Origin of the sequence: Phytopseudomonas seleniipraecipitans, assembly GCF_900102335.1 — a bacterium.
Classification (GTDB): domain Bacteria; phylum Pseudomonadota; class Gammaproteobacteria; order Pseudomonadales; family Pseudomonadaceae; genus Aquipseudomonas; species Aquipseudomonas seleniipraecipitans.
On sequence record NZ_FNBM01000008.1, the window covers coordinates 174,662 to 190,554 of the forward strand.

The following is a 15,893-nucleotide window of genomic DNA, read 5'->3' on the forward strand; positions in this document are numbered from 1 at the left end:
GCGTAGGTGAATCGTCAGCTACGCGCCCCGGTCCACCCTACGAAAAGCCGCTCCCGCCCTTTTGCGGTGGTACATGAAACATCTGTAGGCGACGCGAGCAGATCGTGAACAGGCTCCTAGCGCTCCCAAGGCGGAGGCGGCTCACTGTCCTTGGGCTCGTCTTCGGCATTGAGGGCTGCCTGGCGACGCGCTTCATCGGCCAGCGCGGCCTTGATCTCGCGCATCACCGCATCAACGTCGGCTTCGTCTTCCGGATCATCGAATTCGCCGGTCAGCACGCTTTCGGGCGTCAGCTTGCCGTCCTCATAGAGCGCCCACATTTCCTTGGCGTACTTGGTGAACTTCAGCTCCGGCGCGAACTGGCCGAAATAGGCCGCCATGTTGCCGACATCCCGTTCGAGCATCTTGAAGGCGTGATTGTTGCCCGCCGCATCCACCGCCTGGGGCAGGTCGATGATCACCGGGCCTTCCGGACCAAGCAGCACGTTGAACTCCGAGAGGTCGCCATGCACCAGGCCGGCGCAGAGCATCTTGACGATCTCTTCGATCATGAAGGCGTGAAATTCGCGGGCATCTTCAGGGTGCAGGTCGACGTCGTTGAGGCGCGGCGCTACGCCACCCTCGCCGTCGCTGACCAGTTCCATGAGCAGCACACCTTCGAGGAAGTCGTAGGGTTTGGGCACCCGAACGCCGGCGCTGGCCAGGCGGAACAAGGCCGCGACCTCGGCGTTCTGCCAGGCATCCTCCTGCCCCTTGCGGCCGTGCTTGGAACCCTTCGCCATGGCGCGGGCGTCCCGGCTATTGCGAACTTTACGGCCTTCCTGATATTCGGCGGCCTGACGGAAACTGCGCTTGTTGGCCTCCTTGTAGACCTTCGCGCAGCGCAGCTCGGTACCGCAACGCACCACATAAACCGCTGCTTCCTTGCCGCTCATCAACGGGCGAATCACCTCGTCCACCAGGCCGTCTTCGACCAGGGGCTCAATGCGTTTTGGCGTCTTCATCAGCTTTTATCAGGGTCCTCGGTGGTCTATGCGGCCCTTTTATACGGCAATCCTGGGGCAGCGCCCAGCCTCTGCCGAAAATGCATCCGCTCATCCGCTTTGAAAGCGCGATTGGCACTGGCGTGGAATCGCCTGGATACCGACAATCGACGGACTGTTACAGGAGATGAACATGTCGGAACAACGCCACTGGCAGGCGGTGTGCGAACGCGACGCCACGCAGGACGGTCACTTCGTCTTTGCCGTCCGTTCGACAGGCATCTACTGTCGCCCCAGCTGCCCGGCGCGTCGTCCGCTGCGCGAAAACGTCAGCTTCTACAGCGCCCCCGCGCAAGCCGAAGCAGCGGGTTATCGGCCCTGTAAACGCTGCAGCCCGCAAGGCAACAGCCTGGCCGAGCAGCTCGATGCGCTGGTTACGGCGGCGTGTCGCCTGCTCGACGAGGCGCAAAAGCCGCTGACCTTGAGTGCGCTCGCGGCACGAATCGGTTTGTCCCCATCGCACCTGGCCCGGGCCTTCAAGGCACGCGCCGGGATGACGCCCAAGGCCTGGGCCACCGCCCGCCAGCGCGAGCGTCTGGAGCGAACGCTGCCGCTGGCGAACTCGGTGCTCGACGCGGCACTGGCCAGCGGCTACTCAAGCACCCGAGCGCTCTATGAAACCGCCGACGGCGTGAGCCCGGCTCGCCGTCGCCTGGGTGCTGCGGGAGAAGTGCTGCGCATCAGCGTGGCGCCCTGCCCGCTCGGCTACCTGCTGCTGGCCGCCACCGACAAAGGCCTGTGCGCCTTGCTGTTCGGCGAATCCGAAACAGCAGTTGAAACGGAGCTGCGCCAGCGTTTTCCAGCCGCGACGCTGCAGCGCGATGATGGCGCCCTGCAGGGTTGGCTGCAGGAGGTGCTTCGGCAGATCGAAGAGCCCGCTCGCGCGTCCCGATTGCCACTGGATCTGCGCGGCAGCGCTTTTCAGCAACGGGTCTGGCAGGTCCTGCGCGCCATACCAGCCGGGCAGACCCGCACCTACGGCCAACTCGCCGCCCACCTCGACAGTCACCCACGCGCCGTGGCTCGCGCCTGCGCCAGCAATCCATTGGGCCTGCTGGTGCCCTGCCACCGCGTCACCGCCGCCGACGGCGGCCTCGGCGGTTACCGCTGGGGCGTGGCGCGCAAAGCGGCCCTGCTCAAGGCCGAAGCCGAGGCGAGCAGCGTCGAAACGGAACAGACTGAAGCCCGGCCTTAACCTGGCGAGGGTAGTCGCCATTTCCCGGGTATCGCTCCGCTCAACCCAGGCTGCGACGCTGCATGCCCACAACTCTCGGCCCGGGCTCGCCCTCACGAAGGCCAATCCGTAGCCTGACGTTGAGCGAAGCGATACCCAGGACAGCGATTCCCGGGCGTCGATGTGCTCGACCTGGGCTACGTTCTGACTGGCTCAGCGCTCCAGAATGGCCGTTACGCCCTGGCCGCCCGCGGCGCAGATGGAGATCAGGCCACGGCCTTCGCCTGCCACCGACAGCAGCTTGGCCAAGTTGGCGACGATGCGCCCGCCGGTCGCGGCGAATGGGTGGCCGGCAGCCAACGAGCTGCCCTTGACGTTGAGCTTGGCCCGGTCAATGGCGCCCAGCGGCTGCTCCAGGCCAAGCTTCGTACGGCAATAGTCGGGATCTTCCCAGGCGTTGAGCGTACACAGCACCTGAGCCGCGAATGCCTCGTGGATCTCGTAATAGTCGAAGTCCTGCAGGGTCAGGCCGTTGCGCGCCAGCAAGCGCGGCACGGCGTAGACCGGTGCCATCAGCAGCCCCTCGTCGCCTTTGACGAAATCCACCGCCGCCGCCTCGCCGTCACGCCAGTAGGCGAGAATCGGCAGGCCACGGGCCTTGGCCCACTCTTCGCTGGCAAGCAGTACCAGGGACGCACCATCGGTGAGCGGCGTCGAATTAGCCGCGGTCAGGGTGCCACGCTGGCCCTTCTCGAATACCGGCTTGAGCGTGGCAAGCTTGGCCAGGTCGATATCGGCACGCAGATTCTGGTCGCGGGTAAGGCCCAAAAATGGCGTCATCAGGTCGTCCTGCCAACCTTCGGCGTAGGCCGCGGCGAGCTTGCGATGACTCTCAACGGCTAACAGATCCTGCTCGTCGCGAGGGATGGCCCAGTGTTGCGCCATCAGCTCGCAGTGCTGTCCCATAGACAAACCGGTACGCGGCTCTCCGTTACGTGGCAGCGACGGCGCCAGATGGCGCGGACGGATCTGCAACAGCGTCTTGAGTTTGTCACCGGTGCTCTTGGCCCGATTGGCTTGTAACAGGATCTTGCGCAAGCCCTCGTTCACGCCAATCGGCGCATCCGAGGTGGTGTCGACGCCACCGGCGATGCCGCTTTCAATCTGCCCCAGAGCGATCTTGTTGGCGACCACGAGCGCCGCCTCAAGCCCCGTGCCGCAGGCCTGCTGAAGATCATAGGCCGGCGTTTGCGGCGATAAGCGCGAGCCGAGCACACACTCACGGGTCAGGTTGAAATCACGCGAGTGCTTGAGCACCGCGCCGGCGACTACCTCACCGAGGCGCTCGCCGTGCAGGTTGTAGCGTTCGATCAGGCCATCCAGGGCGCTGGTGAGCATCGCCTGGTTGCTGGCCGTGGCGTAGGCGCTATTGGAGCGGGCATAGGGAATGCGGTTGCCACCAACGATGGCGACCCGGCGCGGCAGGCTCATGTAAAGCTCCTTGCGGGTAATATTCTGCGGCACTTTAAGTGCCTATTTATCGACGCGCAGGCCGGTCATTGGGCTGCTGTCGATGCATGAAACGAGTGATGGCGTACAGTGGTCAACCTCTTTGAGTTTCAGCCCTGGAGTCTGTTCCATGTCCGATCGCTACCTCAACTTCGCCAACACGCCCGCTGGCCGTCGCCTGGTCGGTGCACTCGGCCTACCATCGCCGCTGCCTCTGGAGCGCTGGGTGGCAGGCCGCAACCGGCCGCTGGAGGGCGCGTTGCTGATTGGCGGCGACGGTGACCTGGGCGCATCCGTGGCGGCGTTCGCGAACCGCCTGACCGACGAGTATTTCGCCGAGCGTGACGACCAGTACGGCCTGCCGCGCTGGACCGCCGAGCACGGCCCCAAGCTCAAGGGGCTGGTGTTCGATGCCAGCGGCCTGAGCCGCTTCGAAGAGCTGGACGCGCTGCGCCAGTTCTTCCAACCGGCGCTGAAGAACCTCGGCCGCTGCCCGCACGTTGTGGTGCTCGGCCGCGCGCCGCAGACTCTCGACGATCCCCAGGCCAGCAGCGTACAACGCGCCCTAGAAGGCTTCACCCGCTCGCTGGGCAAGGAAATCCGCCGCGGCGGCACCGTGCAGCTGGTGTATGTCGATCCGGGCGCAGAACCGCAGCTCGAAGGTGCGCTGCGCTTCCTGCTCTCGCCGAAGAGCGCCTATGTATCGGGGCAGGTGCTGCGCCTGCAGCCCTGCGCACAACAGGTCAGCGACTGGACGCGCCCGCTGGCCGGCAAGACGGCGCTGGTAACCGGCGCCAGCCGCGGTATTGGCGCCGCCATTGCAGAGACCCTGGCCCGTGACGGCGCCGAAGTGGTACTGCTGGACGTGCCCCAGGCCAAGGATGCCCTCGATGCGCTGGCCTCGCGGCTCGGCGGGCGCAGCCTGGCCCTGGACATCTGCGCCGAAGAGGCGCCCGGCAAACTTGTCGAAGCCCTCGCCGAGGGCGTGGACATCGTCGTGCACAATGCCGGCATCACACGCGACAAGACCCTGGCGAAAATGAGCGAAGGGCTCTGGGAGTCGGTGATCGACGTCAACCTGCGCGCGCCCCAGCAACTCACCGCTGCCCTGCTGCAGGCCGGCGCCCTGCGCGACAACGGCCGTGTGGTGCTGATCGCCTCGCTGAGCGGCATCGCCGGCAATGTCGGGCAGACTAATTACGCCACCAGCAAGGCCGGGCTGATCGGCCTCGCGCAGAGCTGGGCGCCGACCCTGGCCGAGCGTGGCATCAGCATCAACGCCGTGGCGCCGGGTTTTATCGAAACCGGCATGACCGCCGCCATCCCGTTCACCATCCGTGAAGCCGGTCGGCGCATGAACGCCATGAATCAGGGCGGCTTGCCACAGGATGTCGCCGAAGCCGTGGCATGGTTCGCACAACCAGGCTCCGGCGCGGTCAGTGGCCAAGTACTGCGCGTTTGCGGGCAAAGTCTGCTGGGGGCGTGACTCAGGTGGCGTCGCGCTGGCCATTCGCCTGGCGGGCGCGACGCCGGAACTCCACGGGTGTCTCGCCAAGCCAGCGCTTGAACGCGCGATGAAACGTGCTGAGCTCGGAGAAACCGGTGCGTTCAGCGATCAATTCGATGCGCGTGTCGGTGTCTTGCAACAGCTGCTTGGCAAGACGACAGCGACAATCATTGAGCATATCGTTGAAGCGCACATCTGCCTGCGAGAGCTGCTCGCGCAGACGCCGCACGGGCCTGTGCAGGCGCGCGGCAACCTGCTCCAGGGTCGCCCCGTCGACCAGCAGCTCGTCGATCACCTCGCACACCTCGGCAGCCAACGCGACTCGAGCAGTATTCAGCGACCGCTGCACCTGCGGGTTGAGCAGGTAAAGAAGCTGCGGCGCCTCGGTGATCGGGCGCATTATTGCCTGGCCTCATGGGTAGCTGCATGCATGCTGGCGTCGTCCTTGCCGGTCCGGATAACACCAGCGTAGGCAGCTTTTGCCGATGCTGCCGCGCGCACGCTCAATTGCTGTCGATCGGGCAACAATAGTCGTTGGTCAATGTCTTACATCTCGATGACAGCACACAGAATTTCATTCGCAACGGAGCGCACGATGGCGACAGAATGGCTTGATCTGCACACCCCACCTGCTCTGCCAGGCCTGCTGTTGCGCGCCGCGATGCGCCGCGGCATCACCGGTAAGGTACTGCCGCACAAGGGGCTGCGCTGCCCGGTGACGGTCGATTCGGCCCACCTGGCCCGCTATCGCCAGCTGTGCGGGTTCACCGACGATGCCAGGCTACCGGCGACCTACCCGCACGTACTGGCCTTTGCCTTGCAGATGAAGCTGCTCACCGAGCCGGACTTTCCTTTTCCGCTGCTTGGCCTGGTGCACCTGGAAAATCGTATCCGGGTGATTCGCCAGCTCGCCGGGCTGGGTCCGTTCACGCTCAGCGTTGAAGCCAGCAACCTGGCGCCTCACGACAAGGGTGCAGTGTTCAGTGTGATCACCCGCCTCGAAGACCAGCTCGGCCTGCTGTGGGAAGGCGACAGTCGCCTGCTCTGCCGCGGCATGAAGCTCGACGGCCCGACAGTCGGCCGCAGCCAGCCAGCCAGCCAGCCGATGGACGAGTTGGACCACTGGAAAGCGTCCACGGACATCGGCCGCCGTTATGCGCGGGTGTCTGGCGACTACAACCCTATCCACCTGTCGGCGCTGACCGCCAAGCCTTTCGGCTTCCCGCGCGCCATCGCCCATGGGCTGTGGAACAAGGCACGCGCACTGGCGGCATTGCAGGCTCATCTGCCCGCCTCGGGCTACAGCGTTGAGGTGCGTTTCCAGAAACCGGTGCTGTTGCCGAGCGAGATCCGCATGCGCGCCAGCCTGCCGGCCGCCCAGGGTCAGTTCGATCTGCTGGGCAAAGAAGATGTGCCACACATGGTTGGCTACTGGCAGGTCATCTGAGCCTCTGCCTGACGCCCGCAGCACATCGGCCAGGCGGCGACAAAAACGCGCTTCGCACTGCTCGTTCACACGACGCGAACCCCGTTCGCGTGCGCTCGGTTTTTTTGCCTTGCATCGTACTGTCTCGCTTGCCTTGGACGGGGCCTGGCGCCCGTGAAAGAATGCCCGGCTACCGGACAGAACCGCCACGGAACCCGCATGAACATCGCCGAACTCACCACTCGCCTGCACGCTATTCGTGATCGCAACGACTGGCGCCAATTTCACGCCCCGAAGAACCTGGCCATGGCTGCCAGCGTAGAGATGGCCGAGCTGGTGGAAATCTTTCAATGGCTCAGCGAGGATCAGTCGCGCAGCCTGCCGGCCGACAAGCTCGAACACGCCGGGCAGGAAGTCGGTGACGTGGTGCTTTATCTGCTTCTGCTGTGCAGCGAGTTGGGGCTGGATATGGAACAGGTGGTGCGCGCCAAGCTGGCCGACAGCGAACGGCGATTCAGCTGATGAGCGACCGACACTTCGATGAACTGGCGACCCGTTTCGCCGAAAAGATCTATGGTGGCGCCAAGGGCGCGATCCGCCTCGCCGTGCTGCAGGCCGATCTCGGCGAAGCGCTGCCCGAACGCCCGCTGCGGGTCCTGGATGTCGGCGCCGGGCTCGGTCATATGGCCCTGTGGCTCGCCGAACGCGGCCATCAAGTGACCCTGGCGGAACCGGCCGAACCGATGCTGGCCGGCGCCCGCGAACGTTTCGCCGATGCTGGCCTCGCCGCGACCTTCATTCACGCCCCATGGCAGGAGCTGACGGGGCGCTTCGAGGCGCCGTTCGACCTGGTCATCTGTCACGCCGTGCTCGAATGGCTGGCCGAGCCGGCAGCCATCCTCCCCGCCCTGCATGGCCTTACCGTGGCGGACGGCCTGCTGTCGCTGGCGTTCTACAATAAAGATGCACTGATCTACCGCAACCTGCTCAAGGGTCACCTGCGCAAGTTGCGCAAGGAAGAATTCGCCGGTGAGAAGCAGAGCCTGACACCGCAGCGTCCGCTCGACCCACGCGAATTGGCAGCGCAACTTGCCGCACACTGGCAGGTCGAAACTCAGAGCGGCGTGCGGGTCTTTCACGACTACATGCCACGGGAATTTCAGGCCAAGGCACAGCTTGCCGATCTGTTGGAAATGGAACTGGCTCACCGCCGCCATCCGGCCTTCGCCGGGCTCGGGCGCTACCTGCACTGGATCTGTCGGCCACGCTGAACACCTGCTCTGCCAGGAGAATCGTCATGAAACGCGTCGCGCTGTTGCTGCTCACCACTGCCCTGGCGGCCTGCCAGAGTCAGAACCCGTACACCACGGATTCGGTACCCTTGCCGCCCGCACCACCCGGTGCAGCCAACCACTTCGACCGCAGCGCCTACCCGGCCGCGCCGCGCGACTACGCCGCTTACCGCAGTTGGGCCTGGCAGCAACGCCCGGCTGGTAGCGCCTGGGCCAGCGCGGATCTTGTCCAAGATGCCCTCAACAACGCCCTCGATCAGCGTGGCCTGCGCCCCGCCCAGGGCAGCGCCACTGCGGATATCAAGGTGCGCACCGACACGCGTCTGGAGCGCCGCGTGCGCCAGGTCGCAGACAGCTACGACCCGTACTATGGGGGTGGTTATGGCAGCTATGGCAACCGCGGCTACTACGGTAATGGCGTCGGCGTGGGCACCCGCGTGCCGCTGACTCGCAACTATGAGGAAGAGGTCGTGGTGGTACGCATCGACTTCTATGATGGCCGCAGCGGTGAGCAGGTGTGGAGCGGCCAGGCAGAAATGCGCAGCAGCGGCAGCCAGGCCGAGCGTGCCGAAGCGCTGCGCAAGGCAGTAAGCGATGCATTGGGCGAATACCCGCCGGCATGACCCTTGATGTCTGATTCAGGAGAACTCTTATGCGCCGTCTGCCTTTGCTACTGATCCCCATCCTGTTGCTGCTCGGCGCCTGCCAGAGCCAGCAGATCAACCGCGACTTCGACGCCAGCCGCGACTTCGCCGGTTACCGCAGCTGGAACTGGCAGGAGCCGGCGGTACAGTACAAGCCCGATGACCCGCGCATCCGCAGCGACCTGACCGAGCAGCGTCTGCGCGGCGCGGTGAGCGAACAATTGGATCAGCGCGGCTTGCGCCCTGCCGCAACGGGCGCTGCAGGTAATCTGCGCGTGCAGGTGTGGTTGATCGTCGACCAGCGCCAGCAACAGGTCAGCACCGGCTTTGGCGGTGGGTTCGGCGGTTATTGGGGTAATTACTGGGGCGGCCCGGCCTACAACGAAACGCGCACCGTCGATTACAAGGTCGCGACCGTGCAGATCGACCTCTTCGATGGCAAGGACGGCAAACTGGTCTGGCGAGGCAGCGACGAACGCATCATGCGCAACGACGAGGGCAATCCGACCCAGCGCGAGACGGTCATTCGTGAAGCCGTCGCGCGCGTGCTGAGCCAGTATCCGCCCCGCTAGAGCACCAGGGCGGCGGGAGCGGCAAGGGTGCTTGGTTGTAGTTGCGCAGCCCCCGGGCGGTAAATGGTGCGGGCGGCAGCGATATTGCAGTGAGGCCACCGTCGATTCGCGCCGAGGACAACGCTTCTACAAAAGCTTGGCACGGCAGCTTAGCCGCGGCCGAAGCGATAGAACAGGTTCGGTTCGCTGATGATGTACAGGTTGCCGCGGTCATCGAAGGTCATGCCCTCGCCCTGCGGAACCGATTTGCCGAGGCCGGCGAACTCACTGTCCAGATCACGGTAGGCGATCAGCTCGCCAGTGTCGCCATCCAGTTCCATGATCCGCTTTGACTCGTCGCTGAGCAGCGCCACATGGCCAGTGCGCGCGTCGAAATGTACCGCGGACAGATCCGATGCGAAGACCGAATCGCGAATCCAGTCGTCGTGATCGAGAATTTCCAGGTCAAAGCTGCCGTTCACGCTGCGTTTGAGGCCGCGTATTTCGTAGAGCTTCATCGGCGAATGCTCCTTGACCACGAACAGCCGGTCCCGCGCGCGGTCATAGCCAACGCCCTCGAACCCCTCGTTGCCCCCGCGCTGGATGCCCAGCGTCAGGGAGCGGTAGTCCTCGCGAAACAGCGCCCCGGAGCGCTCTGGCACGGGCACCACCACCAATGCATGATCACGCTCTTCGGCAAGCAGCAACAAGCCGTCGCCCAGGTAGGTCACATCCTCGACATCGCTGAAGCCACTGAGCGGGTAGCGCGCCAGCACCTCGCCGTCCTTGCTCATGGCCAATAATTCCTCGGGGTTGTTGAGCACCGCCCAGAGCTGATCGCGCTGCTCGTCGTAACTCACCCCCGACAGATTATCGCTGACCCCGGCAACCGCCTTGGCATCTACCTGCGTCTTGTATTCACGACCGAGCAGGCTGTCTGGCGCCCATTGCGACACCGCAGGCGTGGTCAGCCAGTAATAAAGACGGTCGTCCAGGTGCACGGCGCGCATCTGGTAAGCGCCGACGGAGAGAATCAGCAACAGCAGCCACGCCCACGGGCGCAGAACGGGCAGACGGGAAAAGGCCCGTTTGGCAACAGAGATCATGGCGATTCTCGTGATTCATTAAATGCGGGCAATGTGCCCGAGAAATGTTGCAATCTGTCGAAGTGACAGGCGGTGTTGAGAGCAGTGCCCTGCGGGCAAAGTTCCTCGGCACCTGTGATTCCGGGCACCGACGGCACCTGGCAATCGTTACGCTGTATGACGGTTTACCCGGCCAGTGAGAGCGTGCAGACTGCCCGCGCGGGAACACATTCACGGAGAAGATCTCGCACGCCGTTGTCTGAGGCTGTAGCGTCCTGCCTCCCCAACGAATCTGCTACGAACCATTCATGCAGACCGGCCTGGAACTGAAGGAGAACCTCTTGGCGTCCAGCGAAACCATCACCTCATTGAGCAGCGCCATCGCCAACTGCGCCAAAGAACCCATTCATATTCCGGGCAGCATTCAGCCCCAGGGATTCCTGATGGCGTTCGACGAACAAGCGCTCACGGTGCTGCAGGTGAGTGAAAACGTCAGCGATTGGCTGGGCCTCGATCCTGATCGGCTGCTGGGCCAACCACTGGATACGCTACTCGAAGACAGCGCATCGCTGGCCGAACGCCTGGCGCAGTTGTCCCACGACGAGACCACGCCCTTTCATATCGGCGACGTGCGTTTCCGCGAGGGCAGTCGCAGCGGCCAACTGATCGCGATGATGGCGCACCGCTACGACGGCGTATTGATTGCCGAGTTCGAGCCGACCTCCAACGTGATTGCGGCGTACAACAACCTCTACCCGGTGGTGCGCACCTTCATCGGTCACCTGCAGGATGCCGTCGACATCGACGAGCTGTGCCGCCTGTCGGTTGAAGAGGTCAAACGCATCACCGGCTTTGGGCGGGTCAAGGCGTACAGCTTCGACGCCGACGGCAATGGGCTGGTGCTTGCCGAAAGCCTGGATGAAGATTATCCCAGCTATCTCGGCTTGAGCTTTCCCGCATCGGATATTCCGCCCCAGGCGCGCGCCCTGTATGTGGCCAACCGCATCCGCGTGATTGAAGACGCTTACTATCAGCCGTCGCCGCTGCGCCCGGCGCTCAATCCGCGCACCGGCCAGCCGCTGGACCTCAGCTATGCCGCGCTGCGTAGCGTATCGCCAGTGCACCTGCAGTACATGCGCAACATGCAGACCATCGCCTCGATGTCGATTTCCATCGTCGTCGAAGGGCAGCTCTGGGGGCTGATCTCCTGCCACCACGCCAATGCACGTTCGGTGGGTTTCCAGACCCGCACCGCCTGCGAACTGCTCGGCCGCATGCTGTCGCTGCAGATCGAGGCGAAGATCGCCCAGGCCCGCACCCAGCATCTGCTGCAATTACGCCAGCAGATCGTGCAGATGCTTTCATCCATGGCTGACCGCGACAGCGTCAGCGAGGGCTTGCTGGCACTGCCCGACACCTTCCTGAACTTCGCTCGCGCCAGCGGCGCGGCAATCATTTCCGCTTCGCGGTGTGAACTGATTGGCCAGACGCCACCACGCGATCAGGTCAATGCCCTGGTGCAGTGGCTGAGCACGCGCTCCGGCGAAGATCTGTTCCAGACCGACAATGTCAGCCGTGATATTCCTCAGCTGCCAGGGCTCGCCAAGCATGTGGCGGGCGTTCTGGCAGTGGCGATTTCCGAACTGCATTCGCATTACCTGATCTGGTTCAAGCCGGAGCAGACGCGCATCGTCAACTGGGCTGGCAAGCCGGAAAAATCCATCAGCGCCAGTGGCGTGCTCAATCCGCGCAACAGCTTTGCGCGCTGGCAGGAGAACATCAGCGGCTTTTCCACGCCCTGGCACGCTCAGGAGCCCGAGAGTGCGCTGGAATTGCGCAATGCGGTGCTCGGCATCGTGCTGCGCAAGGCCGAGGAAATGGCGCAGCTGGCCAGCGACCTGAAAAAATCCAACAAGGAACTGGAAGCCTTTTCCTACAGCGTGTCCCACGATCTGCGTGCGCCGCTGCGGCACATTGCCGGTTACGCCGAGCTGCTCAGCGACTTCGAAGGCGCCAAGCTGTCGGAGCGCGGCCTGCGTTTTCTCGAACACATCGGCGAGTCGGCACGTTTCGCCGGCACGCTGGTGGACAACCTGCTGAGCTTCTCGCAGATGGGCCGCTCGGCATTGCGTTTCTCGGACGTCAACCTGCAGGCACTGGTCGACTCGATCCGCGAAGAGATGAAGCCCGACTACCAGGGGCGCAGCCTGGAATGGCACGTGCAGCCGCTGCCGACGGTGGTTGCCGATGCGGTGTTCCTGCACCTGGCGCTGCGCAACCTGCTGGCCAATGCCATCAAGTACAGCCGCGAGCGCAACCCGGCGATCATCGTCATCGGCGCTCAGGAAAATGACGACGAGGTGGTGGTCTTTATCCGCGACAACGGCGTCGGCTTCAATATGGAATATGTCGACAAGCTGTTCGGCGTGTTTCAACGCCTGCATCGCATGGAGGAATTCGAAGGTACTGGCATAGGCTTGGCCAGCGTACGGCGTATAATCGAGCGTCACGATGGCCGAGTCTGGGCCGAAGGCGCAATCGATCAAGGCGCCACCTTTTATTTTGCGTTGCCCAAACGCCAGCACCCCGCTGCATCCCTTGATGGGACGAGGATCTGAATGCTCAAACCGATTTTGTTGGTCGAAGACAATCCCCACGACCTGGAACTGACCTTGATCGCCCTGGAACGCAGCCAGCTGGCCAATGACGTGATTGTCATGCGCGATGGTGCCGAGGCGCTGGATTACCTGTTTCGCCGTGGCGAACATGCCGACCGCCTGCCCGGCAACCCGGCGATCATGATGCTCGACCTCAAGCTGCCCAAGGTGGACGGCCTGCAAGTGTTGAAGATCGTGCGTGACACCCCTGAGCTGCGCAGCATTCCCATCGTCATGCTGACCTCCTCACGCGAAGGCCCGGACCTGCAACGCGCCTATGAATTGAACGTGAACGCTTACGTGGTGAAACCAGTCGAATTCAAGGCGTTTGTCTCGGCCATCTCTGATCTTGGGGTATTTTGGGCGGTACTCAATGAGCCGCCTCCTGGTTCGTTACGCCTGCATCGACGTGGCTCGGAGAACGAGCCGGAAGCCGACAACACTGGTAACTGAACGGTTTCGCTTGAAACGCCGGCCTACAACAGACAGTAATCGACGAACTTTCCCATGCCGCCCGAACCCCTGAAACTGCTGTTTATCGAAGACAGCCCGCGTGACGCGGAGCTTGCCCTGTTCGCGCTGGAGCGCGCTGGACTGTCTGTCGACAGCACACTGGTCTATGACCATCAGGCGGCCGAGCGAGCCTTGCAAGAGCAAAGTTTCGATCTGATTCTGTCCGATTACCTGCTGCCAGGTTCCTCCGGGGCCGAGGCGCTGGAAGTCGCGCGACGGCTGGCGCCGCAGACGCCCTTCATCTTCCTGTCCGGCATGTTCGGCGAAGAGCATGCGGTAGAGATGATGCGCCTGGGTGCGGTCGACTATGTTCTCAAGCAGAACCTGCCCTTCCTGCCCAAGGCCATCGATCGCGCCATCGCCGAGGTCAGCGAACGCCAGAAGCGCCGCCATGTCGAGGATACCCTGCAGGCCGTGGAAGCCCGCGCGCGGCTGGCCATCGGCGCGGCGCGCATGGGCATGTGGGATTACGTTCCTGCCACCGACACGCTGATCTGGGACGAGCGTTGCCGGGCGCTCTATGAGCTCCAGCCGGATGAAGACATCAACATGGAGTTGTTCTATGAGCGCTGCCATGTCGATGACCGCAACCAGTTGCGCAAGCAGGTCGCCGAGGCGCTCTCGAACAACACCGGTAACGAATTCCAGGCCGAATTCCGCCTGCCCCTGAACAATGGCAGCGAGCGCTGGATTTCTGCCCGTGGCCAGGCCTTTTTCGAAGACGAGCAATGCTCGCGCTTTCTCGGCGTGCTGCATGACATCACCGAGCAAAAGCAGACCAACGAAGCCCTGCTACGCCTCAATGACATGCTCGGCGAGCGCGTCGAGAAGCGTACTCGCGAGCGTGACCGCAACTGGGAGCTGTCCCGCGACCTGCTCGCCGTGCTGCGCTTCGATATGCACCCCAGCGCGCTCAACCCGGCGTGGGAACAGACCCTCGGCTGGTCGCGCCAGCAACTGACCCAGGGGCCACTTTGGGAGCTGGTTCATAACGACGACCTCACCGACACCCTGGCACAGATCGAGCGCGTCACCTCGGCCAACGTCTCGGTGCGTTTCGTCAACCGCATGCGCCACGCCAATGGCGACTACCATTGGCTGTCATGGATTCTGGTACGCGACGACGACCTGCTCTACGCCGCAGTACGCGACATCACCCACGAACGCGCGGTTATCGAGGAGCTGGCGACTACCAACCAGCGTCTGCGCGAGCAGATCGACGAGCGTGAACGTGTCGAGGCAACGCTGCAGCAGATGCAACGCCTCGAAGCGGTCGGCCAGCTTACTGCTGGCGTAGCCCACGACTTCAACAACCTGCTGACGGTGGTACTGACCAGCACCAGTTTCCTGATCCGTGACCTGGAAAAGGGCAACCTCGACAAGGCCCGCAGCCGCCTGCAGAACATCACCGATGCCGGTGAGCGCGGGGCCAAACTGACCGGCCAGCTGCTGGCCTTCTCGCGACGCCAGCGCCTGGTGCCGGAAGCGGTCAACCTTGGCGAAACCGTGTACGGCATGCTGGAACTGCTCAAGAGCACCCTCGGCGGCAGCGTATTGATCGAAACCTCCACCGAGCCGGGCCTGTGGCATGCACGGGTCGACCCGACGCAGATCGAACTGATCATCCTCAACCTGGCGATCAACGCCCGCGATGCCATGTCGGTAGGCGGAACGCTGCGCCTGAGCACCTGCAACGAAGTCATCACCCAGGCGCCGCGGCGTCCCGAAGATCCTGAGCCCGGCGACTATGTGGTGCTTTCGGTACAGGACTCCGGCAGCGGCATGAGCGAGGCGGTACTGGCCAAGGCATTCGAGCCGTTCTTCACCACCAAGGAGATTGGCAAAGGCTCTGGCCTGGGCCTGGCGCAGGTGTTCGGTTTCGCCAAACAGTCCGGCGGTGGTGCACGCATCCTCACCGAGATCGGCGTTGGCACCACGGTCAAGGTTTACCTGCCGGGGCTGCGCGACGTCATCAAGCCGCTCGACGAGATATCCAGCCAACCTCAACGCAACGCCGAGCATGGCGCGCAGCGCACCATTCTGCTGGTCGACGATGACCCGCATGTGCGCGAGGTCACCGCGCTTACCCTGGACGCCCTGGGTTACCAGGTGCGCGAGGCTGACAGCGGCGCGCAGGCATTGACCAAGCTCGACGACCAGGTCGACCTGCTCCTGGCCGACTTCGCCATGCCCGGCATGAACGGCGCCGAACTGGCGCAGGTCGCTCGCAGCCGTTACCCGGAGCTGCCGGTGGTGTTCGTCACTGGCTATGCCGAGCTCGGCGGGCTGGATGCCGACGAAACATTCATCGTGCAGAAACCCTACCGCCGTGAAGAGCTGGCGGAGAAACTGCAGCACGCCCTCGCGGGCTGTAAAGCCGGCTGAAACGCGACACCTCGAGCCGGCAGATCAGCGCATGGCGGCCACACGGCGTCATCATCGAATGCATGCCGCTGGCCGTTACGGTAGGCTTCCACGACACTTGTTGGCGA

Annotated in this window: 13 protein-coding genes and 1 pseudogene; 10 read left to right on the top strand and 4 right to left on the bottom strand. The window is 63.7% G+C overall.

Annotated elements, in window-relative coordinates; genetic code table 11:
- Nucleotides 1-116: 116 nt before the first annotated feature.
- Nucleotides 117-1,004 (bottom strand): PA4780 family RIO1-like protein kinase, encoded by an 888-nt coding sequence (locus BLS60_RS16865; protein ID WP_070880502.1) that lies wholly within the window; start codon nt 1,002-1,004, stop codon nt 117-119.
- 172 nt (nt 1,005-1,176) lie between these two features.
- Between BLS60_RS16865 and ada the strand changes: the two genes are divergently transcribed.
- A complete protein-coding gene (gene ada, locus BLS60_RS16870) occupies nt 1,177-2,238 on the top strand; it encodes a bifunctional DNA-binding transcriptional regulator/O6-methylguanine-DNA methyltransferase Ada (protein WP_092370293.1) in 1,062 nt (353 codons plus the stop codon).
- A 192-nt stretch (nt 2,239-2,430) separates the two neighbouring features.
- Here the strand turns inward: ada and BLS60_RS16875 are convergent, their stop codons facing one another.
- Entirely contained in the window at nt 2,431-3,708 is a 1,278-nt protein-coding gene (locus BLS60_RS16875) for an acetyl-CoA C-acetyltransferase (RefSeq protein WP_092370296.1), read from the bottom strand.
- A 148-nt stretch (nt 3,709-3,856) separates the two neighbouring features.
- Between BLS60_RS16875 and BLS60_RS16880 the strand changes: the two genes are divergently transcribed.
- A complete protein-coding gene (locus BLS60_RS16880) occupies nt 3,857-5,212 on the top strand; it encodes a 3-oxoacyl-ACP reductase (RefSeq protein ID WP_092370300.1) in 1,356 nt (451 codons plus the stop codon).
- A 1-nt stretch (nt 5,213) separates the two neighbouring features.
- On the opposite strand, the pseudogene BLS60_RS16885 reads toward BLS60_RS16880, so the two are convergent.
- Nucleotides 5,214-5,615: pseudogene (locus tag BLS60_RS16885) on the bottom strand (helix-turn-helix transcriptional regulator); the annotation flags it as partial.
- Nucleotides 5,616-5,828: 213 nt separating this feature from the next.
- On the opposite strand from BLS60_RS16885, the gene BLS60_RS16890 reads away from it, so the two are divergent.
- The 5 genes from BLS60_RS16890 (at nt 5,829) to BLS60_RS16910 (ending at nt 9,167) form a co-directional block, all read left to right on the top strand.
- Nucleotides 5,829-6,680 (top strand): MaoC family dehydratase, encoded by an 852-nt coding sequence (locus BLS60_RS16890; protein WP_092370306.1) that lies wholly within the window; start codon nt 5,829-5,831, stop codon nt 6,678-6,680.
- A gap of 198 nt (nt 6,681-6,878) precedes the next feature.
- Nucleotides 6,879-7,181: a MazG-like family protein gene (locus tag BLS60_RS16895; RefSeq protein ID WP_070880497.1), complete on the top strand. Its 303-nt coding sequence runs from the start codon at nt 6,879-6,881 to the stop codon at nt 7,179-7,181.
- Complete coding sequence (locus BLS60_RS16900; protein WP_092370309.1) at nt 7,181-7,930, top strand: methyltransferase domain-containing protein; 750 nt, start codon at nt 7,181-7,183, stop codon at nt 7,928-7,930. The genes BLS60_RS16895 and BLS60_RS16900 overlap by 1 nt, the downstream gene beginning before the upstream one ends.
- A 26-nt stretch (nt 7,931-7,956) precedes the next feature.
- Nucleotides 7,957-8,574 carry a DUF4136 domain-containing protein gene (locus tag BLS60_RS16905; protein WP_092370312.1) on the top strand — a complete coding sequence of 206 codons (618 nt, stop codon included), beginning with the start codon at nt 7,957-7,959 and terminating at the stop codon, nt 8,572-8,574.
- 29 nt (nt 8,575-8,603) lie between these two features.
- Complete coding sequence (locus BLS60_RS16910) at nt 8,604-9,167, top strand: DUF4136 domain-containing protein (protein WP_092370315.1); 564 nt, start codon at nt 8,604-8,606, stop codon at nt 9,165-9,167.
- A 149-nt stretch (nt 9,168-9,316) separates the two neighbouring features.
- Here BLS60_RS16910 and BLS60_RS16915 read toward each other — a convergent pair whose 3' ends face one another.
- Entirely contained in the window at nt 9,317-10,252 is a 936-nt protein-coding gene (locus tag BLS60_RS16915) for an SdiA-regulated domain-containing protein (protein ID WP_092370318.1), read from the bottom strand.
- Between the two features lie 287 nt (nt 10,253-10,539).
- Between BLS60_RS16915 and BLS60_RS16920 the strand changes: the two genes are divergently transcribed.
- Genes BLS60_RS16920 through BLS60_RS16930 form a run of 3 tightly spaced genes read left to right on the top strand, consistent with a single transcriptional unit; the run spans nt 10,540 to nt 15,786 of the window.
- A complete protein-coding gene (locus tag BLS60_RS16920) occupies nt 10,540-12,849 on the top strand; it encodes an ATP-binding protein (protein WP_092370321.1) in 2,310 nt (769 codons plus the stop codon).
- Nucleotides 12,850-13,341, top strand: coding sequence for a response regulator (locus tag BLS60_RS16925; protein WP_070880492.1), 492 nt, complete (start codon nt 12,850-12,852; stop codon nt 13,339-13,341).
- Nucleotides 13,342-13,395: 54 nt separating this feature from the next.
- On the top strand, nt 13,396-15,786 hold the full coding sequence (locus BLS60_RS16930) for a hybrid sensor histidine kinase/response regulator (protein WP_092370324.1): 2,391 nt from the start codon (nt 13,396-13,398) through the stop codon (nt 15,784-15,786).
- Nucleotides 15,787-15,893 lie beyond the last annotated feature (107 nt).

Excerpts from the sequence above, each read along its gene's own strand:
- BLS60_RS16865 (WP_070880502.1), bottom strand. The coding sequence starts at position 1,004 with ATGAAGACGCCAAAACGCATTGAGCCCCTGGTCGAAGACGGCCTGGTG.
- ada (WP_092370293.1), top strand. The coding sequence starts at position 1,177 with ATGTCGGAACAACGCCACTGGCAGGCGGTGTGCGAACGCGACGCCACG.
- BLS60_RS16875 (WP_092370296.1), bottom strand. The coding sequence starts at position 3,708 with ATGAGCCTGCCGCGCCGGGTCGCCATCGTTGGTGGCAACCGCATTCCC.
- BLS60_RS16880 (WP_092370300.1), top strand. The coding sequence starts at position 3,857 with ATGTCCGATCGCTACCTCAACTTCGCCAACACGCCCGCTGGCCGTCGC.
- BLS60_RS16890 (WP_092370306.1), top strand. The coding sequence starts at position 5,829 with ATGGCGACAGAATGGCTTGATCTGCACACCCCACCTGCTCTGCCAGGC.
- BLS60_RS16895 (WP_070880497.1), top strand. The coding sequence starts at position 6,879 with ATGAACATCGCCGAACTCACCACTCGCCTGCACGCTATTCGTGATCGC.
- BLS60_RS16900 (WP_092370309.1), top strand. The coding sequence starts at position 7,181 with ATGAGCGACCGACACTTCGATGAACTGGCGACCCGTTTCGCCGAAAAG.
- BLS60_RS16905 (WP_092370312.1), top strand. The coding sequence starts at position 7,957 with ATGAAACGCGTCGCGCTGTTGCTGCTCACCACTGCCCTGGCGGCCTGC.
- BLS60_RS16910 (WP_092370315.1), top strand. The coding sequence starts at position 8,604 with ATGCGCCGTCTGCCTTTGCTACTGATCCCCATCCTGTTGCTGCTCGGC.
- BLS60_RS16915 (WP_092370318.1), bottom strand. The coding sequence starts at position 10,252 with ATGATCTCTGTTGCCAAACGGGCCTTTTCCCGTCTGCCCGTTCTGCGC.
- BLS60_RS16920 (WP_092370321.1), top strand. The coding sequence starts at position 10,540 with ATGCAGACCGGCCTGGAACTGAAGGAGAACCTCTTGGCGTCCAGCGAA.
- BLS60_RS16925 (WP_070880492.1), top strand. The coding sequence starts at position 12,850 with ATGCTCAAACCGATTTTGTTGGTCGAAGACAATCCCCACGACCTGGAA.
- BLS60_RS16930 (WP_092370324.1), top strand. The coding sequence starts at position 13,396 with ATGCCGCCCGAACCCCTGAAACTGCTGTTTATCGAAGACAGCCCGCGT.